Consider the following 24719-nt stretch of genomic DNA (forward strand, 5'->3'; position numbering starts at 1 on the left):
TCGCGGGGGCCTGGCCGTCCGACGCTCGCAAGGACTCTGAGCGATCAGGAGCGAGGGCTCCCACGTCTGTTCCGCCCGGCGTTCCGGAAGGTAACTTGGTAAAGAAGGGCCCCGAAGGAGGGCGATGCGATGCCGTGGTTCCTCTGGCTGCTCGCTGCCGCGGCGCTGGGTGCCGCGGAGTTCTTCACCCTGCCCCTGGTCTTCGGGTTGCTGGCGGGCGCCGCCTTGGTCGCCGCCGTGGTCGCTGGTGTGGGTATCGGCGTTCTCGGCCAGCTCGTGGCCTTCGGACTGGCGGCGGCAGCGGGTGTCGTCATCGTCCGGCCCGTCGCGCTGCGGCAGCTGGAACAGCAGCCCCTCACGCGAGACGGCAGTGATGCCCTGATCGGCAAGCGGGCCGAGGTCTTGCAGGAGGTCACCGCGACCCGTGGCCTGATCAAGCTCTCTGGTGAGGAATGGTCGGCCCGCGCCTTCGACGAGAGCCTGGTGATCCCGGTGGGCGCGTGGGTGGACGTCATGGAGATCGAAGGCGCCACGGCCATCGTCTACCCCCGCGAACTCCTTCCGTGAACGGCTGAACCAACAGCAACGGAGGCACTGTGGATCCCGTCGTCATCCCCCTCCTCGTGGCGGCCCTCGTCGTCGTCTTCCTCGTGGCTTCCACGGTGCGGATCGTCCCGCAGGCGCGTCGCTACAACATCGAGCGGTTCGGCCGGTACCGCCGGACGCTGCAGCCCGGCCTGAACCTGGTCGTGCCGGTGGCGGACCGCATCAACACGAAGCTCGACGTGCGCGAGCAGGTCTATTCGTCCGATCCCAGGCCGGTGATCACCGAGGACAACCTCGTGGTGAACATCGACACGGTGCTCTACTACCAGATCACCGATCCGCGGGCGGCGGCCTACGAGGTCGCGGACTACCTCCAGGCGATCGACCAGCTCACCGTGACCACGCTGCGCAACGTCATCGGCAGCATGGACCTGGAAGAGACGCTCACCTCGCGCGAGGAGATCAACTCCCGGCTCCGCGCCGTCCTCGACGACGCCACCGGCAAGTGGGGCATCCGGGTCAACCGCGTCGAGATCAAGGCCATCGATCCGCCGCACACCATCAAGGAGGCGATGGAGAAGCAGATGCGGGCCGAGCGGGACAAGCGCGCGGCCATCCTGCACGCCGAAGGGGAGCGGCAGGCCAAGATCCTCACCGCGGAAGGCACGAAGCAGAAGGACATCCTGGAGGCCCAGGGTGCGCAACAGGCCATGATCCTTCGGGCGGACGGTGAGGCCAAGGCGGTGGAGCTGGTCTTCCAGGCCGTCCACCGCAACAACGCCGACCCCAAGGTCCTGGCCTACAAGTACCTGGAGACGCTCCCGCACCTGGCGAGCAACGACAACAACACGTTCTGGGTGATCCCGGGGGAGCTGACCGAGGCGGTTCGGACCGTCACCCGAGCCTTCGGCGACGACACGACGGCAGGCCCTCCCACGCCTGGGCAACCCGCGGAAGCGGCCACCGCCGACGGTGACGGCACCTCGGACGAGGCCGGGATCCCGCAGCTGGAACGTGGCTCGACGCCGTCCCTCGACGCGGCCGCCGCCGCGGACGAGGCCGGGAAGCAGGCCGCCGCGGCGGTGAGCGACGCCAAGGCGGAGGCCGAGGCCGCGAAGTCGGCCCAGCTGCCGCGCCGGGCGCGGACCTCCGACGACTGAGCCCACTTTCTGCGAGCACCTTCACCCCGAGGCCCGCCTCCGGGCAGTCGCGCGGGTCGGTTTCGCCTCGCGTCCGCAACGTCGGGCCCGTGAGCGGTCAGACCTTGAGGAGGCGGCCTGCGGCCGCTGACGCTCTATCGGAGGTAGGGATGCAGGGCACCTGCACGTGTCCGGCACCCGGCTGCCGGGCGGTTGGTGTCGTGCCGCTGCCGGCTGGCGCCGCTTGCTGAGCCGGTCGGCCCCCCTCAGCTGGTTTGCCGGTCGGCCCTTCGGCGTCGCCGCAGCCAGTCGCCGGTTTCCCCGATCGCGGCGAGGAACGCGGCCGAGGCGATGCACTGGGCGAGCGTGGCGGGCTGGTCGAGCGCCTTGCCCACGAGCCAGAGGACGAGAGCGATCAGCGCCCACCAGACGGTGACGGAAACCGCGAAGCGCCATACGCGCCGTCGACTGGTCACGAGGCGGCCTTCCCGACTCTGCGTGGCGCAAGGGCTGCGTACGTGCAGCCCACTGCGGCAACAATGGCCGCGGTGGCCGTAGCCACCAGAGTGATCACGGGCGGCGCCTCGGCCAGGCGCGGCACCGTGTTGAGGGGCGCGACGGCGTAGAGAGCGAGCAGGGCCAGGCCGCGGGGGCGCAGGGGCGCGAACCGGTGCCTCAGTCGGCGCGGTATCCGGCCGCTGACCAGGGCCAGTCCGGCCGGGAGCAGGGTGAGGGAGAAGAAGACGAGGCCGATCCAGTGCCAGATCATGCGTGCGAGGACTCCTGTGGTGAGCGGCGGGCCGACGGAGGCACGGGGCGACTTCCGCCGCGACGGTGTCGGCGGTCGGCTGCGTCCGGCTGGGGAGCGTCGGGCACGGGCGGATTGGGCCCGACAGGCGTAGGCCGACGGAGCGCGTGGCCGCCAGGTCGATCCGGATGTGCCTGATGACGACCGATCACGGTCGGTCCTCGTCCCGGTGGACGAGGTGGGCGGTGAGTGCACCGATGAGCAGGGCCCAGGCCACAGCTGTGGGGCCTGCCTGGTGCCAGCCCAGCAGAATGGTCGCCCCTGCTGTCGCCGCTCCGGCGGCTATAGCACGACGGTCGGTGGCAAACGCCCACTGCTCACGGGCGGTTCCTTGCTGCCGGAGCGCACCGAGTGCCGTTCTGACCATCAAGGCGGCGATGATGATTGCGGGGGCCAGTAGCGAGGCGTCTGTGGCCATCAACCGGACGTCCCGTCAGGTCGGTCCGTCATCACGGCACCCATCGGGCCGTCGGCCGCTTCTGCCTGCGGAGCGTGAGCGACGGCCTGCCATGCCGCAAGAGGGAACAGTCCGGTGAACGATGAGCGGAATCGTGGGCCTGTGGCCATGACGGCACACCTCCGGGCAATGGCGACGGGCACAAGGCCCCTTCACGCCGACCAGACTTCCCGGCACACCCCACGTCCCTTGACGTGTTCTTTGCACTCTATCTGCCGTCGGCGCTCCCAAACAGCCCTGCAAGGAACGGTGTGGGCCATGGCCCCGCATACACGCTCACTCCCGGCCTGGTCCGCCTGGTGATCATGCGCGACAGCCCGCCGACGCAGTGGCGTTCACGGCAAGAGCCGCTACCCGCAGCGACTCCCTCCCGCCCAGGACGCTTCTGCGGCCATGACTCCCTCCTCCACGGGGCGAGACGTACACCGGTTGCGTGTCGGCGGCGCGGCAGCGGACTGCACAGCGGTCGGCCCGGTACGCGTCTGATGCTCGCTTGCCGACCCCCGGCCGCGCTCCAGCTGGGTCGATACGGCCGACTCCGGCCGAAGCAGGCCAAGGAGCGGCTGTGCCGACGAGTGCGTCAATGGCCCCCTCGGATTCACCCTCGACGAGATGCGTGCCCGCTGGAGGCCACCGACCGCCTCGACTCCGGCAAGGAACTGCCGCCCAAAGAGCGCGAAGAACTCCTGGACCGGCTGCGGGGCTTCGAAGAGGCCGCGCAGCAGCGCATGGCCGATCTGCGCTCCCAGCTGGCCCGGACAGAGGAGCTCGCGGCCACACTGCGCCAGCGCCTCCCGGTCCGGACCGCCGCGCCGGTCCGGACCCCATAGCCGATCGGAATCGAGCAGGGCTCGGCTGTCACCCCGCCACTCGTCAGCCGCGGTGCCCAGACCGTGGCTGAGGACCGGGCAGCCGGGCCGCCACCGGATCCCGCCACGTTCAGCGCGCGGTCTCGCTGAACGTGAGAACACACGGAACGGCAAAAAAGCCAGGTCCGCTGCGGCCATCGCTGATGGCTCAGCAGCTCCAGCCGCTCCGGGGCGCCGTCCACCTCCGGATCATAGGATGAGCCTCACAATCCGGATCTGATCTGGGCGCTCGTCAGGGCGGCCCCCGCACGCGAGCCACAGCAACCAACGCTCACGCAGACAGAGGAGGGGGACAGCCATGGGCGCGCCACGCCTGAGCAGCACACCGTTGCCGGGAATCGGTGTCCGCTACGACCTGACAACACGGGAGCACCGCCGTCTCTCCGTGGTCGCCCACCGGGATGGGCCGCGCACGATCAGCGCGTACCGGGAGGACGACCCCGACGCGTGCGCCCTGTCCGTACGGCTGACCGCCGAGGAGGCGGCCACCCTCATCGACGCGTTGATGCCCGCCCACCACAACCCGAACCTGCTGTCCACCACCGGCCTGGGGCTCGTGGCCGAGCGCATCGAACTGACCGCCGCATCGCGCTGGAACGGGCGCCTGCTGGGCGAGACCCGGATGCGCACGGAGACCGGCGCCTCGATCGTGGCCGTGCTGCGCCGGGCTGAGGCCATTCCCTCCCCGACCCCCGACTTCCGGCTCGCCGGCGGTGACACCCTCATCGTCATCGGTACCCGCGAAGGCGTGGAGACCGCCGCCGCGGTTCTCGGGCGGGAGTAACCCTTCATGCACTCCTCCGCTGTCTTCCTGATCGAGTTCGGCTGCATCATCCTGGTTCTCGGGCTGCTCGGCCGGTTCGCCGGGCGCTTCCGGTTCTCCCCGATTCCGCTGTACCTGCTGGCCGGACTCGCCTTCGGCAACGGTGGTCTGCTGCCGCTGGGTTCCAGCGAGGAGTTCGTGGCCATCGGTGCCGAGATCGGTGTCATCCTCCTGCTGCTTATGCTGGGCCTGGAGTACACCGCCAGCGATCTGGTCACCAATCTCAAGACCCACTACCCCGCCGGTCTGGTCGACGCCCTCCTCAATGCCCTGCCCGGCGCGGCACTCGCGCTGTTGCTGGGCTGGGGCCCGGTCGCCGCCGTCGTCCTGGCCGGCGTCACCTGGGTCTCTTCCTCCGGTGTCATCGCCAAGGTCCTCGGGGACCTGGGCCGACTGGGCAATCGCGAAACCCCGACCGTCCTGAGCATCCTCGTCCTCGAAGACCTCTCCATGGCGGTCTACCTGCCGATCCTCACGGCCCTGCTGGCCGGGACCGGCCTGGCGTCAGGCAGCGTGACCCTCGCCATCGCCCTCGGCGCAGCCGCGCTCGTCCTGGTCCTCGCGGTCCGCTACGGCCGCCACATCTCCCGCTTCGTCTCCAGCGACGACCCCGAGAAGCTCCTCCTCGTGGTCCTGGGCCTGACCTTGCTGATCGCCGGGCTCGCCCAGCAGCTGCATGTCTCAGCCGCCGTGGGTGCCTTCCTTGTCGGCATCGCCCTGTCCGGCGAGGTCGCCGACGGCGCGCACAGCCTTCTTGCCCCGCTGCGGGACCTGTTCGCCGCCGTGTTCTTCGTCTTCTTCGGCCTGAACACCGACCCCGCCAGTATCCCGCCCGTCCTCCTGCCCGCACTCGCCCTGGCCGCCGTCACCGCCTGCACGAAGATCGCCACCGGTTACTGGGCCGCCAAGAGGGCTGGCATCGCCACCAAGGGCCGCTGGCGAGCCGGCGGCGCCCTCGTCGCGCGCGGCGAGTTCTCCATCGTGATCGCCGGACTCGCCGTCGCAGCCGGCGTCGAACCCTCCCTCGGCCCGCTGGCCACCGCCTACGTCCTGCTCCTCGTCCTCCTCGGGCCCCTCACCGCCCGCTACACCGAGCCCCTGGCCACACGCCTGCTCAGGCAAGGCCGCCCACAACCCGCCCCGAAGCCCAACGGCACCACACCGCCGCCGGCGGACACATACGAGACCATCAGCGATCAGGACGCTGTCGGCCGCGCATAACTGATCGCGCGGAACGGCTCACAGCAGCCAAGCCTGATTGGCAGGTCCGGCCCCGGCCCCGCACCAAGTCCCGGACCCGGCGCCGGGCTTCAACATGCGCGAACCGGCCCGCTATCCGGCCCATGAGAAGAGTGCCGCGACCGCAATGCGCAGGGGGCCATCGCGCATGCATGCTGATGTCTGCCGACAGAAACGGGGGCGCCAGTGGAAGCAACCGCAACACGCTCAGTGACGCGTGCACGCGTGGGGTCGTGCCTGGCGGTGACGGTCCTCCTGCTTCCTCTCGGCGGCTACGGGCTGGCCAGGATGGGGGTAGCCCCCGAAGGCACACCGATCGTGCTCGGCCTGCTGTCCGCGATCGCCGGCTTCCTCGTCCTACCTTCACTGTGCGAGGAGCGGGTCCCGTTCCGGCACTCATCGTCGCACCTGACTGCGCACACCCTGACCGGCGAACGGTCCGTCGACCTCAACCGGATCACCACAGTCCGGCTACTGACGACCTTCTCCTATGGCAGCGCGTACCGGACCGTGCTGGTGCGTGACGCCCACGGCGTGCGCCTGGGTATCACGACAGAAAGAAGCCGCAGGAAGCTGCGCCGCGCGATCGAGAAGGCGGACGCGAAAGACGTGCGAGGCGCCTTCAAGCCCCGGGTGAGTCGTGCGGCACAGGCACATCTGGGTCTTGCCCCAAGGCGAGGGCTCGTCGTCCATACGGTTCTCTCCCTTCTGTTTGTGACGGTGTCCGGGAGCCTGTATGTGGCTGCTGTACTCCGACTCGGCGGGCAGTAAGCCTTCCATGCAACGACTGATCAGCCCGTTATAGCCCTTGCGACGACTCACTCGTGATCACTCGAAGCGGCGCCGGCCCGCAGCGGTGTCGGCGCGTGGAACCTGGTGCCCACCCCGACCCCGTATCCCTCAGCGGGGCTACCCTGCCGACGTGCCCTCCATCTATCGCAACGCCAGCAGTCGGCACCGGGTGCGGGATTGGTGTCTCGGACGGCTCGGTGAGTGGGGTGTGCCGCACCAGCGCCATGAGATCCCCACGACCGCCGGGGTCACCAGCGTCATTACCATGGGCCCTGCGCCTGCGCCCGCCGCGCCGACCGTGGTGCTGGTGCCCGGCACGAACACCAACGGCGCCGTCTACCGGCACATCTCCGAGGCGCTGGCGGCATGTTGGACCACCGTGGTGCTGGACGTGCCCGGGCAGCCGGGTCTGAGCGCTGATGTGCGTCCGCGGCGAGGCCGGTCCGCCTGGTACGGGCGGTGGCTCACCGAGGCGCTGGAACAAGTGGTGCCGGGACCGGCCGTCGTCGTCGGGCACTCGCTGGGCGGCGCCATCGTGCTCGCCTCCGACTCCCCCCGCATCACCGGGCGGGTGCTGCTGTCCAGTGCCGGACTGGTGCGGCTGCTGGTCCCGCCGTCCATCGTGGCGGCCACCGTACCGTGGCTGGCTCGGCCGACAGCGCTGCGCGCGGCCCGGGTGCTGCGCTCGATGGTGGCACCCGGCGGACGGGTGCCGGACGAACTCGCGGAGTGGATGACCGTGGTCGCCCGCTGCTGCCACAGCAGTCTCGCCCCTGCCCCGCTCCCACCACGGCTGCTGGCAGAGCGCCGGTCGGTGCCGTGCGTAGTGGCCACCGGCCGTCATGACATCTTCCTGCCGCCGCAGCGCGTGGCACCGGCCGCGCAGCGGCACCTGGGCGCCAGACTGCACGTCCTTGAGCGCTCGGGGCACCTGTTGCTGGACGAGTCGCCTGACGAGATCATCACGCTGGTGGCCCAAGCCCTGGGCACGACACCCCGGGACATCGAGTAGCAGGCACCACCGTTTCAGCTCGTGCCCTCGACACCGTCGTGGCCGGAGGCGGTGCGCTGGTAGATGTCGGGGATGCCGTCCGCGTCTTCGTCCAGGGTTTCGGCCTCCCACAGGCGGCGGTAGATTCCGTTGCGGCGTTTGATCAGCAGTGCCGCGACGGCTGCGGCGAGCAGTGAGCCGAGCAGGACGGCGGCCTTGATGTGCTCGACGTCGACCGGGTCGGTGAAGGCGAGTTCACCGATCAGCAGGGCGACGGTGAAGCCGATCCCGGCCAGGACCGCCAGAGCGAACACGTCCGCCCACGCCAGGTCCGGGTTGAGGCGGGCCCGGGTGAAGCGGGCCGCCAGATAGGTGCCCGCGAAGATCCCCACCGTCTTGCCCACGACCAGACCCAGCACCACTCCCAGGGGCTCCGGGCGCGTGAACACCTCTCCGAGGACTCCGACCGACACGCTCACCCCGGCGGCGAACAGCGCGAACAGCGGTACCGCCACACCGGCCGACACCGGCCGCAGCAGATGCTCGGTCCGCTCCCCCGGGGAGGCGTCCTCGTCGTCGTCGCGGACGGTCCGCAGGATCAGGCCCATCGCCACACCGGCGACCGTGGCGTGCACGCCGCCGTTGTACATCAGCGCCCAGATCACCACTCCCAGCGGTACGTACCACCACCAGCCGCGCACCCGGAACCGCTGCAGCAGGTAGAACACGACCAGTCCGGCCGCGGCGCCGGCGAGGGCAGCGGGGTTCAGGTCGCTGGTGAAGAAGACGGCGATCACCAGGATCGCGCCGAGATCGTCGACCACCGCCAGGGTCAGCAGGAAGGCCCGCAAGGCGGAGGGGAGATGGGTGGAGAGGACCGCGAGGACGGCGAGCGCGAAGGCGATGTCGGTGGCCATGGGCACCGCCCACCCCTGTGCGCTGCCCCCGCCGAGTCCGACGGTGGCCAGGTAGACGGCGGCTGGGACCGCCATGCCGCACAGGGCGGCGACCACGGGCAGGGCCGCCGTGGCGGGGGTGCGCAGCTCGCCGACGACCAGTTCGCGTTTCAGCTCGATTCCGGCGACCAGGAAGAAGATGGTCAGCAGCCCGTCCGCGGTCCAGTGCCCGACGGACAGATCCAGGCCGAGCGCGGGTATCCCGAAATGGAAGTCGCGTACGTGCTCGTACGCGCCGCTCCACGGGGTGTTCGCCCAGACCAGCGCCACCACGGCCGCCGCCAGCAGCACCAGCCCGCCGACCGTCTCCGTGCGCAGGGCGCGGGCCACCCGCACCTGCTCCGGCCAGGGCAGCAGGCCGAGGAAGACAGAACGCTCACGCTGGCCGTCACGCATCCGGGAGAACCTCCACAGCATCGGATATCGGGCACACGTGCCCCTTCGACGCCGACCAGACTTCCCGGCACACCGCGCGTCGATTGACGCGTTCTTTACACACTATCCGGGGCCGCCACGTGTATGCGCCCTGGGCGCCGCGGCCTACTGCGACCTCCTGTGATGGTCGTCACGGCCAGCGGGCGGAGACCGCTGCCCTACACCGTGCGGCGAGCAGAGCCGGGGCCTATTTGCGAACCTGCGACGGCTTCGACGGCCAGTCCAACAAGCGGGCGCCGATCACGGCGGTCTGGAGCGTGTAGCGGTGCACCGGTTCGGACGGGTCGGCACCGGTGAGCTTGTGGATGCGTTCCAGGCGGTAGGTGAAGGCGCGCACACTCAGTGACAGCCGCCGCGCCGCCTCCGCCGACACACAGCCGGAGTCGAAATAGGCGGTGAGGGTGTCGAGGAGCGGCTGAGGGCCGCCCCGGGCTCCGCGCAGCGGGCCGAGGGCGCTTTCGACCAGGTCGGCCATGGCCTGCCGGTCGCGGGTGAGGACAGGGTAGACAAGGAGGTCGGCGGCGTGCAGCACGGGTTCGTCGAGTTCGAGGCGCTCACCCAGGTCAAGGGCGTTGAGAGCCTCCTCGTAGGACTGGACGACGCCGGCCGCGCCGGGCTGCGGGCGGCCGATTCCCACCTGGCCGCCGCCGGTGGCGGCGAACGCCTGCTTGGCGAAGTGGGCGAGCACCTCGCTCTGGTCGCCCGGGGCGATGCACACCAGTCGGCCGTCCTTGGTGGTGAGCAGGATGCTGCGGTCGCCGAACCGGCCGATCAGCGCGTGCTCCACCTCCCGGAGCACGGTGTCTCCCTCTTCGTACGCGACCGTGCCGCGTGCCACGGCGACCGCGTGCTCGTACGACAGCCGCAGCCCGTAGCGTTCGGCGCGCTGCGCCAGCCGGCCCAGGTCGCTGCGGCCGTACAGCAGGTCGTCGATGAACTCGCGGCGAGCGGCTTCTTCCTGGCGTACGGCGAGCCGCTGCGCCCTCTCGTAGCCTTCGGCGAACGCGTCGACGGCCTGCGCGGCGGCGCCCAGCGTGTCGTCCACGGAAACACTGTCCCCGGTCGGCCAGTGCGCCCGGGTGGCTGCCATGTGGGCGCCGACCAGGGCGCGCAGTCCTAGACCGGCCTCCGCGGCCTGCTCGCCCAGCCCACGACGGGAGCCGAGTTCGTCCCGGGTCAGTCGGCGACCGGTCGCCGAGGCGTCCGCGAGGATGCGGGCGTACCCCTCCAGGTACTCCTCGTAGTCCTCGGACACGTCCCGCCCCGCCATGTGGGTCCCCTCGACGTTTGATGCGTTGTTGACGTCTTTCTAGCGCATGGTCGCGAACTTGACCCGGTACGAGTCATGCCATTGCCTGTCTCCGGCACTTTTCAGAGGCGAGGACATGCCGACTACGGGCAAGGCGTCACTGCCGCGCGGAGGGGTACGGGCGCGCTCTGGTCAGCGCATGGAGGCAACGTAACGGGCGGGCGCCGGTTATCACCCGTACGCTGCTCCTAGGTGTGCCGGGAAGCCTGGTCGGCGGACACGTCCGCCTGCCCGGAGGCTCTGATGCCCCTCTTCCGCCACCGCCGCCGCCCCGGTCCGTTCCCACCATCGGGCCGTGAGGTTGTCCGGCTGCGCGGCGACCTCGACGCTCGCAGTGCTGCGCGGACGGGCCGGCGCCTCCTGCGGGTCATCGAAACAGGACCGGATGTCCTGGAGGTGGACCTCACGGAGTTGCGGTACCTCAGCCCGGTCGGCTGCGCGGCGTTCTTCACCGCCGTCCGAGCCGCGCGGGCACGCGGCACCCGGCTGATCATCACGCATCCGAGCGACCAGGCGCGGGCGGTCATGCGGCAGATCGGCCTGACCTACGTTCTGACGCACTGGGACACGGGAAGCCACTGAAGCGCGTCCCGTGCAGCGCACCATGCCGGATCGCGGCAATGTCGGACGGCCGTCAGTGCACGGAAAGAGCCTGTCAGCACGGCGTAAAGAGCGTGTAGGGTTCCCCGCGGTGTGCCGGGAAGTCTGGTCGGCGGTTGTGGGAGAACTCTCTTCGCCGATCGGGGGTCGTGGTCATGCTGCTCGTCGTGGTCTTCGGGGTGGCGCTGCTCATCGCGGTGCTGCTGTCAGGTCTCGCGGCCCGGACCGTGCTGTCGACCTCGCTTCTCTTCCTGGTCGGCGGCGCGCTAGTCAGCGACGGTTTCCTGGGCTGGATCCACATCACTCCGGACAGCGAGATCGTGTCCGTGACGGCCGATCTGGCGCTGTTCGCGGTGCTGTTCACCGACGGCATGCACGTCTCCTTCCCCAAGCTGCGCGAGAACTGGCGCAACCCGGCCCGCGCTCTCGGCCTCGGCATGCCCCTGGCGTTCGTCGGCATGGCGCTGATCACGCACTACCTGGTGGGACTGGACTGGACAACCTCCTTCCTCGTCGGTGCCGTGCTGGCGCCCACCGACCCGGTGTTCGCCTCCGCGATCGTCGGCCGCAAGGAAGTCCCCTCCAAGCTGCGGCAGTTGCTGAACGTCGAGAGCGGCATCAACGACGGTCTCGCCCTGCCCGTCGTGCTCATCCTGATCGCCGCGGCCGGGCCGACCTCCGGGCAGGCTGAAGCATCCTTGGGGACGATCGCGCTGGAACTCGTCCTGGGACTGGTCTTCGGTGTCGTCCTACCGTTCGTGGTGATCGAGCTCGTACGCTTCCGGCTGCTGGGCGCCGAGCCGAAGCTGCAGCCACTGCTCCCACTGGCGATCGGCGTGATCCTGTACGCGCTCTGCCACCTCACGCACGCCAACCCCTACCTCGCCGCGTTCGCCGCGGGTGCCGTGCTCACCGCCCGGTCACTGGAGGCGAAGGAGGCGTTCGAGCCGCTCGGGGAGGCCCTCGCGGAGCTGGCCAAGTTCGCGGCCCTGCTGGTGTTCGGCGCACTGCTGACGCCGTCGCTCTTCGGTGACCTGTCCTTCGGCGGGTACGTCGCCGTGGTCCTCGCCATCGTGCTGATACGCCCGGCCTCCTTGCTGCTCTCCTTGCTCGGCACGCGGTTCACCCGCCAGGAGAAGCTGGTCGCGGCCTGGTTCGGGCCGAAGGGCTTTGCCTCGGTGGTGTACGGGCTGCTCGTCCTGCAGGCCGGTATCCCGCAGGGCGAGGAGGCGTTCACCCTCATCGCCGTATGCATCGCCTTCTCGATCGTCGCGCACAGCTCCACCGACGTGCCGATCGCCCGCCTCTTCCACGTTGACGACCTCGCCGGAATCCCGGCCGGACGCAGGGACGCCGACACGCAGTCCAAGGAGACCACCGCGGATGCGCGCGCGTGAAGCGCGGCTGTGCCGGCCGCTCGTGGGAACGCCGTACCGCGTGTTATGGCGCGGACCGGCGAAGGAACCGGGAGACCTGGCACTGAGGCGTCGGGAGTATGACGCCGGAGCCTGACCAGACCTGCTCACCCCGCGGAGACAGCAGGAGGTCCACTCTCGATGACCGGGTTCTGGAACGTCGACGCCCCTGACGGTCAGCCGGTACGACTGACCTACGTCTCCGCCGCTGCTCCGGGTGGTACGGCCGAGTTCATCCTGCGCGGTCCGTGCGGCCGTGTCATCGGCCGGCTTCGTTTCCGTGCCTGCCGAGCGTGCCGTACGGGGCGCATCCTGGACCTCTGGGTCTGCGATACGTGGCAGCGCCAGGGGCTGGGGCGAGGACTGGTGTGTTCCCTGTTCGCCCACCGTCGCGGCTACCGGTGGAACACCACCCTGCAGAGCCGCCCGGGGCGGGCCTTCTTCGCGGCGATGACACGGGAGACCACACTGAGCCTGTCCCACGGTGGCCCGTTATGTCCGCATCTCATGGGATGGTTCCGGCGTACTTGGCGTCGTCTGTTGCACGCCTACTGAAGGCGGGGCTCAGCACGGCCGGGGGCCCGTCATCACCTTTCGCGGCCGGGATGTCGGCGGATTCCTGACAGCAACCTGCAGGCAGACCGTAGCGAACGCTGCCGGAACCTGGCAGTGCGACCGCTATAGATGTGCGTGCACCATGAAAGATGGGGAGCTGGACCGGGCAGTGGGCCCTTCTCTCCCCAGCAGGCTGGAAGCAAGTTGCCGGTGCTCACGAAGGGGTGTCGGCCGATGGCGACGGTGCGGTGTGCCAGGGTGCGGTGGTGGCGGTGGCGGCGTAACCCGCTGCGGCGGCGCAGCGATGTCATCGAAGCCTGGGTCATCCTCGCCGGATGGGTGCTGGCCCTGGTGGGCGGCTTGTTCGCGGGGCTGGCGGCGGCAGACGCGGTCGAGCGGTCCGCGGACCGGCAGCGGGCGGAGCGCCGCGAGGTGTCGGCCGTACTCGTCGAGGACGCCAAAGGCAAGGTGCCCGCCAGGGCAGCGGGCGATCCCCGGGTGTGGGCGACGGTCCGCTGGACCGCGCCCGACGGTTCGACACGCACCGGCGAGGCCCGGGTGTCGGCCACGAGCCCCGCCGGCAACCGGGTCACGATATGGACTGACAAGGACGGTCACCTCACTGCCGAACCTCTGACCGACGAGCGGGCACGATCCCATGCGGCTGCCGCAGGATTGCTGGTCGCGGCAGGTGCGGGCGGCATCACCCTGACCGCTGTCTCCGTCACACGCACGTGCCTGAGCCAGCGGCGTCTGGAGCAGTGGGCGGTGGAGTGGGAGCGGATCGACACGCGGTGGGGGAGAAAGGCCGGCTGACCCGACCAGTTGATCAGCGAGACCCAGCGGGGCGACGAAGTCCGCCCCCCGTCCGGCTGGCCAGGGTCATCACAGCCGACCGCTGATGCCCTGTGCCTGATCGACAGTCTGTGCTCGCACTGCCCGCCGGTAGAACCACTCGCCCAGCTGCGATCCGGCCACGAGCCCTCCCGCGAACACCAACAGCCCACCCTGCAGCACGGTGGCGAAGAAACTGGCGTCCTCGGTGTCCAGGTCGCTCCACCGCAGGAGCGGGCCGGTCAGCCCGCCGAGCCAGATCACCAGCAGGGCGACGCCCCGGACGCGGATGGCCCATGGGGTCGTACGGCTGCGGATTCGTTTCGGCGCCCAGCCCCGCAGCGAGGCAATGGCCACGGGCAGCGCGAAGGCCGACCAGCCGACCAGCCAGAGCCACAGAAACACCCCCTCGTACCTCCTTGCGGAAAGCCGCCCCAGCGGCGGAAAGACCAGCGCACACACCCTGCTCCGATGCCAGACAGCGAAAGTGCCTTCGTGTACGAGCCCGGGCGGTTTCAGGACCACCCGGGCTCGTTCCTCTGGCCGGTGTCGGTTTCGGTGTCAGCCGGTGATCTCGACCTTCCCGTTGGCCTCGGCGGGTGCTGTCGTCGCGGGGTGCGCGCCGCCGACCCGGCCGGTGATGCCCTTCAGCAGCTCGGCGAGGTCGACTCCGGTGGTGGAACCGAGCAGTTCGAGGCCCTGGGCGACGTTGTCGGCGACCGTGCGCGAGAGCTGACTGGCGCCGTCGGTGGAGATGACGGTCATCTTGTCGATCGCGCTGAGCGGTTCGGACGCCTTGGCGACGACCTGCGGCAGCACCTCCACCAGCATCTGCAGGACGGCGGCGTCGCCGTACTGGGCGAAGGCGTCGGCCTTCTTCTGCATGGCGTCGGCCTCGGCGGCACCCTTGGCGCCGATGGCGGCGGCCTCCGCCTCACCCTCGAGGCGGACGGCGTCGGCGAGCGCGGCGCGCTGCGCCTTCTCACCCTCACCGGTCAGCCTGGCCCGCTCGGCGGTTGCCTCGGCCTCCTTGACCAGCGCGATACGGCGGGCCTCGGCCTCCTGCTCGGCCTGGTAGCGGGCGGCGTCGGCGGGCTTGCGGACCTTGGTGTCCAGCTCCCGGTCGGTCAGCGCGGCCTGGCGTTCGGCGACCTTCTCCTGCTCGCTGAGCACTTCCTGCTGCCGGGCTGCCTCGGCGAGCGGTCCGGCTGCGGCGGCGCGGGCTGCGGCCTCGTCGGTCTCGGCCTTGATCTCGGCCTGCTTGAGGTAGAAGGTCCGCTGGGCGATGGCGATTTCCTCTTCGGCCTTCAGCCGGGCCTGTTCGGCGGCGCGGCGGGCGACGGCCTCGGCGATGTCGGCCTCCTGCTTGGCGCGCGCTGCCTCCGGGCGGCCGAGGTCCTCCAGATAGGAGCCCTCGGTGGTGATGTCCTGGATCTGGAAGGCGTCCAGTACCAGGCCCTGCCCGGACAGGCTGGCCTCGGCCTCTTCGGCGACCTGACTGGCGAACGCGGCGCGGTCGCGGATGATGTCCTCCACGGACATCCGGCCGACTATGGCGCGCAGCGCGCCGGAGAGAACTTCCTGGGTGAAGCCGACGATGCCGTCCTGCTGCATCAGGAACCGCTGGGCGGCGGCGCGGATGGAGTCCTCGGTACCGCCGACCTTGACGATGGCGACGCCTTCGAGGTTCGCCTTGACGCCTCGCAGCGTGACCGCGCCGCGTACCGCGATCGGGATGTGGCGCGAGGACAGGTCCAGGGTGAACTTCTGCTGCACGAACGGCACGACGAACACCCCGCCGCCGACCACGACCTTCTGCCCGCTGTTGTCGGTGAACACCCGCCCGGTCTCCGGGTCGGTGGCCTGCTTGCCGCGCCGGCCGGTGACGATGAACGCCTCGCTCGGACCCGCCACCTTGTAGCGGGTGACCACGACGAGGCCGAGCAGGACAAGGAGTACGACGACTCCTGTCACGGCAATGACGACTGAACTCATGAGCTCTTTCCCCTCAGCCCTCCCAGGGGACGGCAGATCGATACGGTTCAAGTGGATGAAAGGGCGGGGCCGGTGCAACGGCGCCCGATGTGAAGAACGGCGTGGCGGGTCAGCGTTCGACCGGGCGTACGGAGACCGCTGTCTGCGACAGTGCCTCCTCCACCCAGATCTCGGCGCCTCGCGGCACCGGGCCTGGGCTCTTCGCCGCGAGCTTGACCGGTTGCCCGGCCAGGTGGACCAGCACCTCGCCGTAGCCGCCGTCCGGAATGGCCGTCACCACGGAGCCCGCAGTGCCGATCAGGTCGTCGCCGCGCGGGGCAGCGCTTGACCGGTTGTTCAACAGGGCCCGGCTGAGGCGGTAGGCGAGCCAGCCCGTGGCAGCTCCAGCGGGCACGCCGACCGCGGTGGCGCCGACCGCTCCGAGCCCGGTGGTGCCCAGGACGATCGCGCCGGAGAAGCCGAGCATGGACACGAACCCGGCGATGACCGGAAGCGACAGCCAGCCGTCGAAAAGACCGTCGAGCGCGTCGACGCCGCCGAAGAAGCCCTCAAGAACACCGTCGAAGACGAGAGACAGAGCGAGGAGTACGACTCCTGCGATGCCGAGACCCAGAAACCAGGCCATCCGCGTTCACCGCCCCTCTCCCACTGTCACCGCGCTGGTGACCGCAATACTCACATGGAGACCCCGGCGAAAACACTGCCTGGTTCCGGCAATCTTTACGCTCTCTTGATGTCGTCCTCCCCGCAGCCTGGCCGGAGCGCGGTGATGACCCGGTCGGCGGCAGCCCCCGAAGGGCAGCCGCGTCCAGACCAGTTGCTCGCGTACAGCCGCCCCTGTTCCGTCGAGCAGCCGCACCGACCGGGTCGGGAAGCGCCACGGAGCCAGGTCTACGGCCTGGCGGGGTCGGCCGGCCTGGGCTGGCGGCCGAGGAGTTCGGCGAGTCCCTGTCGAGTCGTTGCCAGCACGACCCGGTCCTCGGGCCGCAGGACGTATCCGGGGTGCAGTTCCCAGAGCAGCCCGGGGGGCCGGTCGTCGCCGTCGGCCGGATGTGCCGCGGCGAGGTCGGGGCGCCGGTCGGCTGGCGCGGCGGCGTCCAGCGCCAGGACGCGCCAGGCCCCGGGGCGGAAGGCTTCGGCGACCGTGCGGCCCTCCAGTTGCGGGTGGCCTGCGACGACGAGGGCTGCGACGAGGAGGACCTTGCGTTCGACGGGGATGGCGCCGAGGATCTGGCGGCCCATCATCGCGCCGGCGAACGCGGGGGCCGCAAGGCTGGAGACACTGCGGCTGCGGGTGAGGGCCTGCGGGTGGGCGGCGCGCAGGGTGCGGTAGACGGCGGTGGCGAAGTCGTCGTCGTACAGCCGCAGCGCGACACGCAGGTCGGGCTTGACGGAGCGTGCGTACAGGGCGGCTTCGAGGTTGGTGGTGTCGGAACTGGTCAGGGCGAGCAGGGCGTGCGCGCGGTGGATCTTGGCGGACTCCAGGACGCCCTCCTCGGTGACGTCCCCGATGACGGTGGGGATGCGCAGACGGCGGGCCAGCGGGATGCCGCGTGCCTCGGGGTCCGACTCCACACAGACGACGGGGATGTCGAGTTCCTTCAGCCGGGCGAGTACGCGGGTTCCGATCTTGCCGAGGCCGAGGAGGACGACGTGCCCGGACAGGCCGCGCGGTGGGCGGCGCAGGGCGGAGGCGCTGCGGAATGTGCCCAGGCCCTCCAGCACGGCCGCGGTCATCACCGGCAGCAGCAGCAACCCGGCCAGCCCGGAGAGGAGTTGCATGATCTGACGGCTCAGCGGCTCGCCGAGCGCCGGGTCGTCGATAGCGAACAGGTCGAGCAGAGTGAGGTACGTGGCGTGCAGCAGGCTGTCGTCGGTGGTCAGCCAGGAGGCGACGGCGAGGCCGAAGACGCAGGCGAGCAGGCCGGACAACGACCAGCGCAGCCGACGCGAGAACAACTGTCCGAGCGGGCCCCGGTTGGCCAGCCGCCCGCTGGGCAGGAGCGGCCCGCTGTACGAGACGGCCTTCAGTACCACCGTGCCGTGTCCGGTCGCTGCGGTCACCGCCTCCTCGCTGGGCAGGAGTCGGGGCGCCTCCGTCCCGCTGCGGTCCGAACCCTCGGCCCCCGCAGGATCGTTGGCCGTCGCCGAGAGCAGTGCCAGCGTGCACAGGCCAGGGTCGAAAGCCTCACCCCGACGCGACGGAGTGCGTTCGACCGCGCGCAGCAGCAGTCCATCCGCCTGTACCACCTTGCTGGTGCCCGCGACGGCCGTAGCGGCCAGTGCCGGTGCGGCGGTGTCCGCGTCGGACAGGACGGTCGTGGAGGTGTCCAGAGCCACCGGGTCCAGCCCCGGTGAGGCGAGTACGGCGGCCTGGTCCAGCAGCTCCTCCAACTGCTGGCCGAGCTTGCGGTTGTACAGCCGGATGACCAGCCGCACCTGCGGGTTGAGGCGCCGGGCGATCAACGCGGCGCGGATGTTCACCTCGTCGTCCTCATGCACCAGAGCGACCGCGGTGGCCCGAGCCACACCGGCCGCGGCTAACACCTCGTCGGTGAGCTCCGACGCCTCCAGCACATGCCCGTCGCCGGTGGCATCCGGTGCGGTGCCCGCGGCCCTCGTCATCACCGAGGACACTCGTCCGAAGAGTGCCGTCGCCCGGTCCCGGCCGGTGGGTGACGTGCCCGTCGCGACACCGCCCTGGGTGGGAGCGACGAGCGTGACCTGCTCGCGGTAGACGTCGCGCAGTTCGCCGGACAGCCGGTGGGCCAGCCCGTCATCACCACAGACGATCATGTGCCCGCTGCGTGGCGGCAGCTGGTGTGGGAGGGACGACATGGAAGATCACTTTGCCGCAGTTCGACAGCTGCTTCCATGCCTACGGAACAGATGCCGTAGGTGGGGGCCGCGAGGCGGAGAGTGGATCGGCAGATCCGCATGATGGCTCTGCCTCCGCGCAGCGGGTGGTGCGGCGAACCGTTGTTTCGACCCGGCCGGCTGCGCCGCTTCGCACGCCGACGCCTGCGGCGCATCGGCACGGGCCGCCGTTGAGCCCCGGTCACGGCAACCCCTACCGGAAGGCCGACCGCGATGACGCCGCCGCTCAGACACCGAAGCCGGCTTCCGCGTCGACGACGGAGTCATGTACCCGAAGGACTTGATCAGCCCCCGTCATCTGAAGGACCCGCTGGAGGGGATCGGGGACACTCGCCAGTACCAGCACGGCGCCGCTCGCCGCCGCCTGCCGCCACGCTCCGAGCAGCACGCTCAGTCCGACCGAGTCGCAGAACGAGACGTCGGACAGGTCCAGGACGATGAAGCGATCGCCCCGCCCCAACAGCTCTTTGAACTGTGCTCGGAACACCAAGTCGGTCCCATAGTCCATGTCGCCGCCGACCCTCGCTACCAGGCAGCGACCCGAAGTGGTCATCTCGACCGAAGGGTCAGTCACAAGCGCTCTCCTAGGCCGTCCTGGTAGGGAGAAGACGGAGGAATCATGAGGGGAGCCCATGCTTCGCGGCTGAGGGAAGCAGCGACTCCCGCGGTCATCACCGCAGGATGTGTCACGGACCGCCTCGATTCCACCGGCCGGTCAGCAGCACGATGCCAGCAGCCGCCAGGCACAGGATGCCGAGCAGCAGCACCGGGAGTCCGGGTCCGGGCAGCACCCACATCACCGCACCGCAGAGAGTGAGCAACGCGCCCACGACCGTGAGCACACCTACGAGGGTGCATCCCGTGAGAGGTCTGGACATGTGGCGGCTCCAGGGAAGGGGGCAGTCAATGCCGACCAGGCTTCCCGGCTCACCTGTGGCGCATTGTAGCCACAGGCGACAGAAGCACGATGGCCAGGGAGACGAGAGAGGGGCGGCTTCGACGCCGACAGCAGTGGCAACTCGACGTGACCGCTCCCGCGGGCAGGCGCGGATCGACCGGACGGTGCGCGTGACCTCACTCCTTTTCCGGCCCCGGGGCCGGGCGGGCCGCGTGGCGGGCAGTGGGGTTGGCGATGAGGTGGCGTGGGTCGGCCGCTCGGCTGATCGCCAACTCGACGGCGGCGATCCGGTCGGCGAGGAGACCCAAGGCGGCGACTGCGCGAGTGAGCTGGTCGTCTTCGGGACCACCGAGCGCCTGCGCACGGACGTACGCGGTCTTCAACTCGCTCCAGCGGGTGGATTGTTCGGGCGTGAGCGTCCCGCGCAGCTCGGCGAGCCGGAGCAGGTTGGCCTCGGTGCCGGTGGTGAGGGTCTGGGCCTCGGCGGTGTAGTGGTCGTCGATCAGCGCCGCCAGCTCGGTGTCGTTCATGACGGGCTGGATGCGCTGGGTGATCTTGTTCATGTTGCGGTAGGAGCCCTGGAGCTGGAAGGGCGGCTCGACGCGGGTGGCGTCGGTCTGCGCGGCGGAGGCGATGTACGCGGCGTTCACCGCGAGGACCGTCGCGCGGGCCGTGAGCAGGTGGCGCAGGACGGCCAGGACGCGCTCCAGTTCGACGTGCTCGTACGTGTGGGTGAGCCGGTCTGCCCGGGCCGTCGCGTCGCCCTGGGCTAGGCGGACGAGCAGGTCGAGGTCGGCGCGGTCGCGTCCGGCGAGCGGGGCGAGGACCGGGTTGGCGGTGAGGGCGTTCTCGATGAAGCTGAGTGCGAAGGTGTCCTCCTTGCCGGTCAGGACGTCGCCGAGGTTCCAGACGTCGGCGCGGTTGGTGAGCATGTCGGGGATGCGGAAGCGGCTGCCGGACTCGGTGTAGGGGTTGCCTGCCATGCAAACCGCGAAGCGCTTGCCGCGCAGGTCGTAGGTGCGCGGTTCGCCGTCCCTCACGCCCTCGATGCGGCGGGTGGCGTCGCAGAGCGGGATGAACTTCTGCAGCAGTTCGGGCGAGGTGTGCTGGATGTCGTCCAGGTACAGAAGGGTGTTGTTGCCCGCCTCCAGTGCGAAGTTGATCTTCTCGACTTCCCGGCGGGCGGTGGCGTTCGGGGCTTCGGCCGGGTCGAGTGAGGTCACCGCGTGGCCGAGGGCGGGGCCGTTGACCTTGACGAGGATCATCCCGAGCCGGTCGGCGACGTACTCCATGAGGGTCGTCTTGCCGTAGCCGGGCGGGGAGATGAGCAGCAGCAGGCCGCCTGTGTCGGTGCGCTTGGACTCGCCGGTGGTGCCGAGTTGCTTGGCGAGGCTGTCGCCGATGAGCGGGAGGTAGACCTCGTCGATGAGCCGGTTGCGGACGAACGCGGACATGATCCGCGGGCGGTACTCGTCGAGGCGGAGGCGAGTGCGCTCGGCGGCCACCAGCGCCGTGCGCAGGTGCTGGTACGCGCGGTGGGCGGGCACTTCGTGGGCGCGGAACTCCTTGGTGCGGGCCAGGAGTTCGTCGACCTGGAGGGTGAGCGTGCGTCCGGTGATCCGCGGGTGGGTGCCGAGCAGGCCCTCGACGGTCTCGGTCAGGGGTGCGTCGGACTCGTAGCGCGGCAGGTCCGGGCAGAGTTCTGCGGCCACCGCCTCGGCCAGATCGCCGGGGGTGGTGTCCGTTCCGGTGGCGGTGGTGTAAGACGTCAGCCATGCCTCGACGAGTTGCCGGCGGGCGGCCGGATCGGCGAGGGCGGCGAGGTCGTCGTCGTAGGCCGATGTGCCCACCGTGCGGCGGAACTTGTCGAGCAGGGTGCGGCTGCCGGCGCTGATGACGAAGCCGGCGGGGCCGGTCGTGAGCTCCTCGAAGAGGTAGGTGGCCGCCGCTTGCGTGCCGATCACCTGCGCGAGTTCGGCCACGAGATCGTCGATGGCGGGCGCGAGACCGAACGTGTCCCGGGCGCGAGCCAGGGACACTGCGCGCCGGGTCCAGCTGTCGCGCTCCTCGGCCGTCGTGTCGTGCGCCCAGAAGAGGTGTGCGGCGGCGCGGGCGGCGGGCTCGTGACGAAGTAGCCCGGCGCTTTCGTGCAGGCGCAGGAGCGCGGTGAGGATCAGGGTCGCGTCGTGGTCGTGGACACCGCGTTCGTAGCCCTCGTCGTAGGCGGTCTGCGCCGTCTGCCGGACCAGTGCGGGCAGGTCGTCGGCCTCCGTGAGAGCGGCCGGGCCGTGTTCGTCGAGGAGGCGGGCGGCCAGGTGTTCGGCCCGGTAGACCTCGGGCGACTCCGAGGGCAGAGGGCGGTCCCAGAACGGACGGGTGGCCGCGAAGTCGGGGTCCGTGACCGGGGAGCGGTAGTCGGTGCCGGTCAGCGCGAAGGCCAGGCCCTCGCCGTGGGGGACGAGGGTGAGGTCGAGGGGTTGGGTGTTGACGGCGAAGCGGTGGGTGCCCAGGCGAAGGGTACGGCCATCGTCGGCGTAGAGGTCGGTGCGGTCGCGCAGGGCCCGCAGGGCCTCCTGGCGGGCGGACTTCAGGCGGCCGTCCAGCTCCTCCGCCCTGACCTGGTCGCGGAGGTCGCGCAGTTCGGCGGCGATACGGCGGACCTTGGCGGGCATGGGGTCGGAGGTGAAGTACGTGGCGACGGCGTCCGCGTCGGCGAGCGTGGCGGCGCGGCGGGTGATCGTCTTCAGGACGCGGTTCGCCGAGTCGGTGAGGCGTTCGGCGCGGCGGGCGCGGGTGTCGGCGAGGGTCTGCTTGCGGGCGGAGAATGTCTCGTGGATCTCGTCACGTCTGTCCGCCAGTTCGCCGAGGAAGTCGTCGAACTCGGCGAACCGGGACTCCAGGTTCTCCACCTGCACGAGCAGGCGGGCCAGCTGCTCGTCGCACGCCTCGGGGCTGTCGGCGGCGGCGAAGGCGCCGTTGACGGCCTGGCCGAGCAACGCGGACTCGGCCGCGAACTCGGCCCGCCCCTCGCGCTCCTGGAGTTCACGGCGGCGGCCCTCGAGGGTGGCGCGGGCGCGGTTGACGCCGCCCAGCACCTCGGTGATCCGCTCCAGGACGGACGTACGGACAGTGGCGTCGCCGATGTCGAGCCCGGCGACGACCTCGGTCACCGTGCGCAGTTGGCCGGTGAGGTCCTCAAGACGGGCGGCGAGGGGTGCGGCCTCGGCAACGGTGGCGATCGCCACCGTGTCGGTGGCGAGTCGCTCGATATCGGTCAGGTGCTCGGAGAAGGCGTCCGCGCGGGCGAGGTGGGCGACGGCCCGCTGCCCGAAGGCGACGAGGTCGGCCTGAGCGGCAGCGGCGAGTTCGTCGACGCGCACGGCGTCGGCGTACCGCATGTCCTTGAGCGTGAGCAGGTGACCTTGCGCCTGCCTGAGTTCGGTCAGGCCCGCCACCCAGGCGGCGGCGCCCTGGGAGACCTCGCCGCGCAGACGGCGCACCACCGTGGCGATGCGGGCCGCCGCCTCGTCGAGCGCGTCGGCTGCCTGTCGCGTGAGTGCCTGGACGGTCTCGAACTCGGCCAGTACCTGCTCGGCGGTGGCCCGCACCTGGGTGAGCGGCTCGTGCAGATCGCCGAGTTCGGGTTCGCGCAGCCAGTGGTAGGAGTCGGCGGCACGAACGCAGGCTCCGGCCAGGGCCTCGTACACCGCACTGGTCGGAGTCGTCTCGGCGACGGCGCCCGCGATCGACAGGCAGTCGGAGATGCCGCGGACGAGATCGGCGTTGCCCACGCGGGCCAGCGGGCCGGTGCCGACGGGCCGGGCGGCGGCGTGGTCGTCGGAGACGTACGGGGAGTTCCAGAGCTGGAGCGGGTGAACGCGTTGCGGCTCGGCGTCGACTCCCGCGGGGTCCGCGCGCAGCACCATGAGCGTGCCGTCGTCGAACAGGGCCCAGCCGTGACAGGACAGCGGGGTCGCGACCTCCTTGCGGATCATGTTGTACGGCAGCAGCAGGCTGCGGCCCTCCACGCGCGCGTGGAACGCGAAGAGGACGTCCTCGCCGTTGGGCGAGCGGACCGCCCGCTCGAATTCCAGCCCGCCGGTGTCGACGCCGTCGAACGTCTTGTACGCCCCCGTCGCCAGGCAGTACCCGCCGGGGAAGACGATCCCCTGGTCCTCGGGCAGACGGCGGCACGCCTGCCCGATGCCGTCGAGGCGGACGACGGTCCTGGTGAGCGTGTTGAAGACCAGGTAGCGGTGGACGTCCTCCTTGTAAGGGAGGACGTCCAGCAGGATGAGGGCACCCACGCGGGCGTACGAGATGTCGGCGTCGGCGAGCGACTGCAGAGGCTCGGCGACCGGCTCGGCGTAGATGCCCTCGCCCGTCTCGGTGTCGTCCTCGACCTTGACCGTCAGCGTCCCGCCGACCGTCTCGACGAAGACCTCGCCCTCGATGGAGACGTGCGGGTGGCGGCCCAGGACGTGGTCCTCGCGGGTCGTCTCCGTCCACGCGAAGTCGTGGGAGGGCGGGAAGACGTGGTCGCGTTCGCCGCGTGCGTCCAGGAAGGCCGCCCGGCCGTCGTCGGTCACTGCCCAGCGCAGGACGCGGATGTCGCCGGCCTTCTCACCGGTCTGGAAGACGGCGAGCACCTTGCCGTCGACGCGGCGGAGCTGGAGGAGGTGCGCCTGACGGTAGTAGCGGTGGAGAGCCGCGAACTCCCGTACGAAGGCAGGGTCGTCGAGCAGACCGGGCACGGCGTCGTCGGTCAGCCGGTTCAGGTCCCTGTCGTACAGGGCGAAGACGTCGCCGACGGTCGTCTGCGGCTTCAGACCGAGGAAGACGTTGTGGCCGAACAGCATTACGTCACCGACGGAGACGATGTCGCGGGGCACGCAGTTGTGCTCGGTGCGCAGCCGCTCGGTGCTGCTCAGCTCCAGACGGGTGGAGCCGAACTCCTCGGTGCGGCGGACGTTGAGCGCCTCGGCGCGCCGGGCGAGTTCGGCGGCCTGGGCGGCCAGCCGGTCGCGCAGCACCTCGTACGTACCCGCGTCGAACGCGGTGGCCGGCGCGTCCTGCGTACCGGTGTCCGGGCCGGTGGTCATGGGATCCCTCTCAACAAGTCGGTGGAGCACGGTCCGGAGCCGCCGTCCCCTGTGCGGCAGCTCCGGACCGCGGATCATG

The 24719-nt window shown here is 70.4% G+C and carries 21 protein-coding genes and 1 pseudogene; 11 read left to right on the top strand and 11 right to left on the bottom strand.

Annotated features, from left to right (window positions below; genetic code table 11):
* The first annotated feature begins 129 nt into the window (after window positions 1-129).
* Window positions 130-567, top strand: coding sequence for an NfeD family protein (locus GWK25_RS01075; RefSeq protein ID WP_215447957.1), 438 nt, complete (start codon window positions 130-132; stop codon window positions 565-567).
* Between the two features lie 29 nt (window positions 568-596).
* The gene (locus tag GWK25_RS01080) at window positions 597-1706 is read left to right on the top strand and encodes an SPFH domain-containing protein (protein WP_215447959.1); all 1110 of its coding nucleotides are present in this window, start codon (window positions 597-599) and stop codon (window positions 1704-1706) included.
* A 245-nt stretch (window positions 1707-1951) separates the two neighbouring features.
* Here GWK25_RS01080 and GWK25_RS01085 read toward each other — a convergent pair whose 3' ends face one another.
* Together GWK25_RS01085 and GWK25_RS01090 are read right to left on the bottom strand one after the other, a co-directional pair.
* Entirely contained in the window at window positions 1952-2161 is a 210-nt protein-coding gene (locus GWK25_RS01085; RefSeq protein WP_215447961.1) for a hypothetical protein, read from the bottom strand.
* Window positions 2158-2454 carry a hypothetical protein gene (locus GWK25_RS01090; protein ID WP_215447964.1) on the bottom strand — a complete coding sequence of 99 codons (297 nt, stop codon included), beginning with the start codon at window positions 2452-2454 and terminating at the stop codon, window positions 2158-2160. Before GWK25_RS01090 ends, GWK25_RS01085 begins: the two co-directional genes overlap by 4 nt.
* A gap of 1084 nt (window positions 2455-3538) precedes the next feature.
* On the opposite strand from GWK25_RS01090, the pseudogene GWK25_RS01095 reads away from it, so the two are divergent.
* The 5 genes and pseudogenes from GWK25_RS01095 to GWK25_RS01115 form a co-directional block, all read left to right on the top strand.
* Window positions 3539-3780: pseudogene (locus GWK25_RS01095) on the top strand (MerR family transcriptional regulator); the annotation flags it as partial.
* Between the two features lie 337 nt (window positions 3781-4117).
* Window positions 4118-4603: a cation:proton antiporter regulatory subunit gene (locus GWK25_RS01100; protein ID WP_215447967.1), complete on the top strand. Its 486-nt coding sequence runs from the start codon at window positions 4118-4120 to the stop codon at window positions 4601-4603.
* A 6-nt stretch (window positions 4604-4609) separates the two neighbouring features.
* Window positions 4610-5863 (top strand): cation:proton antiporter, encoded by a 1254-nt coding sequence (locus GWK25_RS01105; protein WP_215447969.1) that lies wholly within the window; start codon window positions 4610-4612, stop codon window positions 5861-5863.
* A gap of 261 nt (window positions 5864-6124) precedes the next feature.
* Window positions 6125-6652 carry a hypothetical protein gene (locus GWK25_RS01110; RefSeq protein ID WP_308404148.1) on the top strand — a complete coding sequence of 176 codons (528 nt, stop codon included), beginning with the start codon at window positions 6125-6127 and terminating at the stop codon, window positions 6650-6652.
* A gap of 286 nt (window positions 6653-6938) precedes the next feature.
* Window positions 6939-7685 carry an alpha/beta fold hydrolase gene (locus GWK25_RS01115; protein ID WP_251828644.1) on the top strand — a complete coding sequence of 249 codons (747 nt, stop codon included), beginning with the start codon at window positions 6939-6941 and terminating at the stop codon, window positions 7683-7685.
* Window positions 7686-7699: 14 nt separating this feature from the next.
* Here GWK25_RS01115 and nhaA read toward each other — a convergent pair whose 3' ends face one another.
* Window positions 7700-9016, bottom strand: a complete 1317-nt coding sequence (nhaA, locus tag GWK25_RS01120; RefSeq protein ID WP_215447978.1) for a Na+/H+ antiporter NhaA — start codon at window positions 9014-9016, stop codon at window positions 7700-7702.
* 226 nt (window positions 9017-9242) lie between these two features.
* Complete coding sequence (locus tag GWK25_RS01125) at window positions 9243-10325, bottom strand: CdaR family transcriptional regulator (protein ID WP_215447981.1); 1083 nt, start codon at window positions 10323-10325, stop codon at window positions 9243-9245.
* A 282-nt stretch (window positions 10326-10607) separates the two neighbouring features.
* On the opposite strand from GWK25_RS01125, the gene GWK25_RS01130 reads away from it, so the two are divergent.
* From GWK25_RS01130 to GWK25_RS01145, 4 genes are all read left to right on the top strand, one after another.
* The gene (locus GWK25_RS01130) at window positions 10608-10946 is read left to right on the top strand and encodes an STAS domain-containing protein (RefSeq protein WP_215447983.1); all 339 of its coding nucleotides are present in this window, start codon (window positions 10608-10610) and stop codon (window positions 10944-10946) included.
* 173 nt (window positions 10947-11119) lie between these two features.
* Entirely contained in the window at window positions 11120-12361 is a 1242-nt protein-coding gene (locus GWK25_RS01135; RefSeq protein WP_215447984.1) for a sodium:proton antiporter, read from the top strand.
* A 159-nt stretch (window positions 12362-12520) separates the two neighbouring features.
* Window positions 12521-12934 (top strand): GNAT family N-acetyltransferase, encoded by a 414-nt coding sequence (locus GWK25_RS01140; RefSeq protein ID WP_215447987.1) that lies wholly within the window; start codon window positions 12521-12523, stop codon window positions 12932-12934.
* A gap of 234 nt (window positions 12935-13168) precedes the next feature.
* On the top strand, window positions 13169-13750 hold the full coding sequence (locus GWK25_RS01145; protein ID WP_215447990.1) for a DUF1513 domain-containing protein: 582 nt from the start codon (window positions 13169-13171) through the stop codon (window positions 13748-13750).
* A gap of 69 nt (window positions 13751-13819) precedes the next feature.
* Here GWK25_RS01145 and GWK25_RS01150 read toward each other — a convergent pair whose 3' ends face one another.
* The 7 genes from GWK25_RS01150 to GWK25_RS01180 form a co-directional block, all read right to left on the bottom strand.
* The gene (locus tag GWK25_RS01150) at window positions 13820-14173 is read right to left on the bottom strand and encodes a hypothetical protein (protein ID WP_215447993.1); all 354 of its coding nucleotides are present in this window, start codon (window positions 14171-14173) and stop codon (window positions 13820-13822) included.
* 156 nt (window positions 14174-14329) lie between these two features.
* Complete coding sequence (locus tag GWK25_RS01155) at window positions 14330-15763, bottom strand: flotillin family protein (RefSeq protein WP_215447996.1); 1434 nt, start codon at window positions 15761-15763, stop codon at window positions 14330-14332.
* 109 nt (window positions 15764-15872) lie between these two features.
* Window positions 15873-16388, bottom strand: coding sequence for a hypothetical protein (locus tag GWK25_RS01160; protein WP_215447999.1), 516 nt, complete (start codon window positions 16386-16388; stop codon window positions 15873-15875).
* Window positions 16389-16654: 266 nt separating this feature from the next.
* Complete coding sequence (locus tag GWK25_RS01165) at window positions 16655-18601, bottom strand: TrkA family potassium uptake protein (protein WP_251828645.1); 1947 nt, start codon at window positions 18599-18601, stop codon at window positions 16655-16657.
* 265 nt (window positions 18602-18866) lie between these two features.
* Window positions 18867-19274 (bottom strand): STAS domain-containing protein, encoded by a 408-nt coding sequence (locus GWK25_RS01170; protein WP_308404149.1) that lies wholly within the window; start codon window positions 19272-19274, stop codon window positions 18867-18869.
* A gap of 52 nt (window positions 19275-19326) precedes the next feature.
* A complete protein-coding gene (locus GWK25_RS01175) occupies window positions 19327-19518 on the bottom strand; it encodes a hypothetical protein (RefSeq protein WP_210524967.1) in 192 nt (63 codons plus the stop codon).
* 196 nt (window positions 19519-19714) lie between these two features.
* Window positions 19715-24640: a DNA repair ATPase gene (locus GWK25_RS01180; protein ID WP_215448005.1), complete on the bottom strand. Its 4926-nt coding sequence runs from the start codon at window positions 24638-24640 to the stop codon at window positions 19715-19717.
* Window positions 24641-24719 lie beyond the last annotated feature (79 nt).

Source organism: Streptomyces sp. ATCC 21386 (genome assembly GCF_018728545.1).
GTDB lineage: Bacteria > Actinomycetota > Actinomycetes > Streptomycetales > Streptomycetaceae > Streptomyces.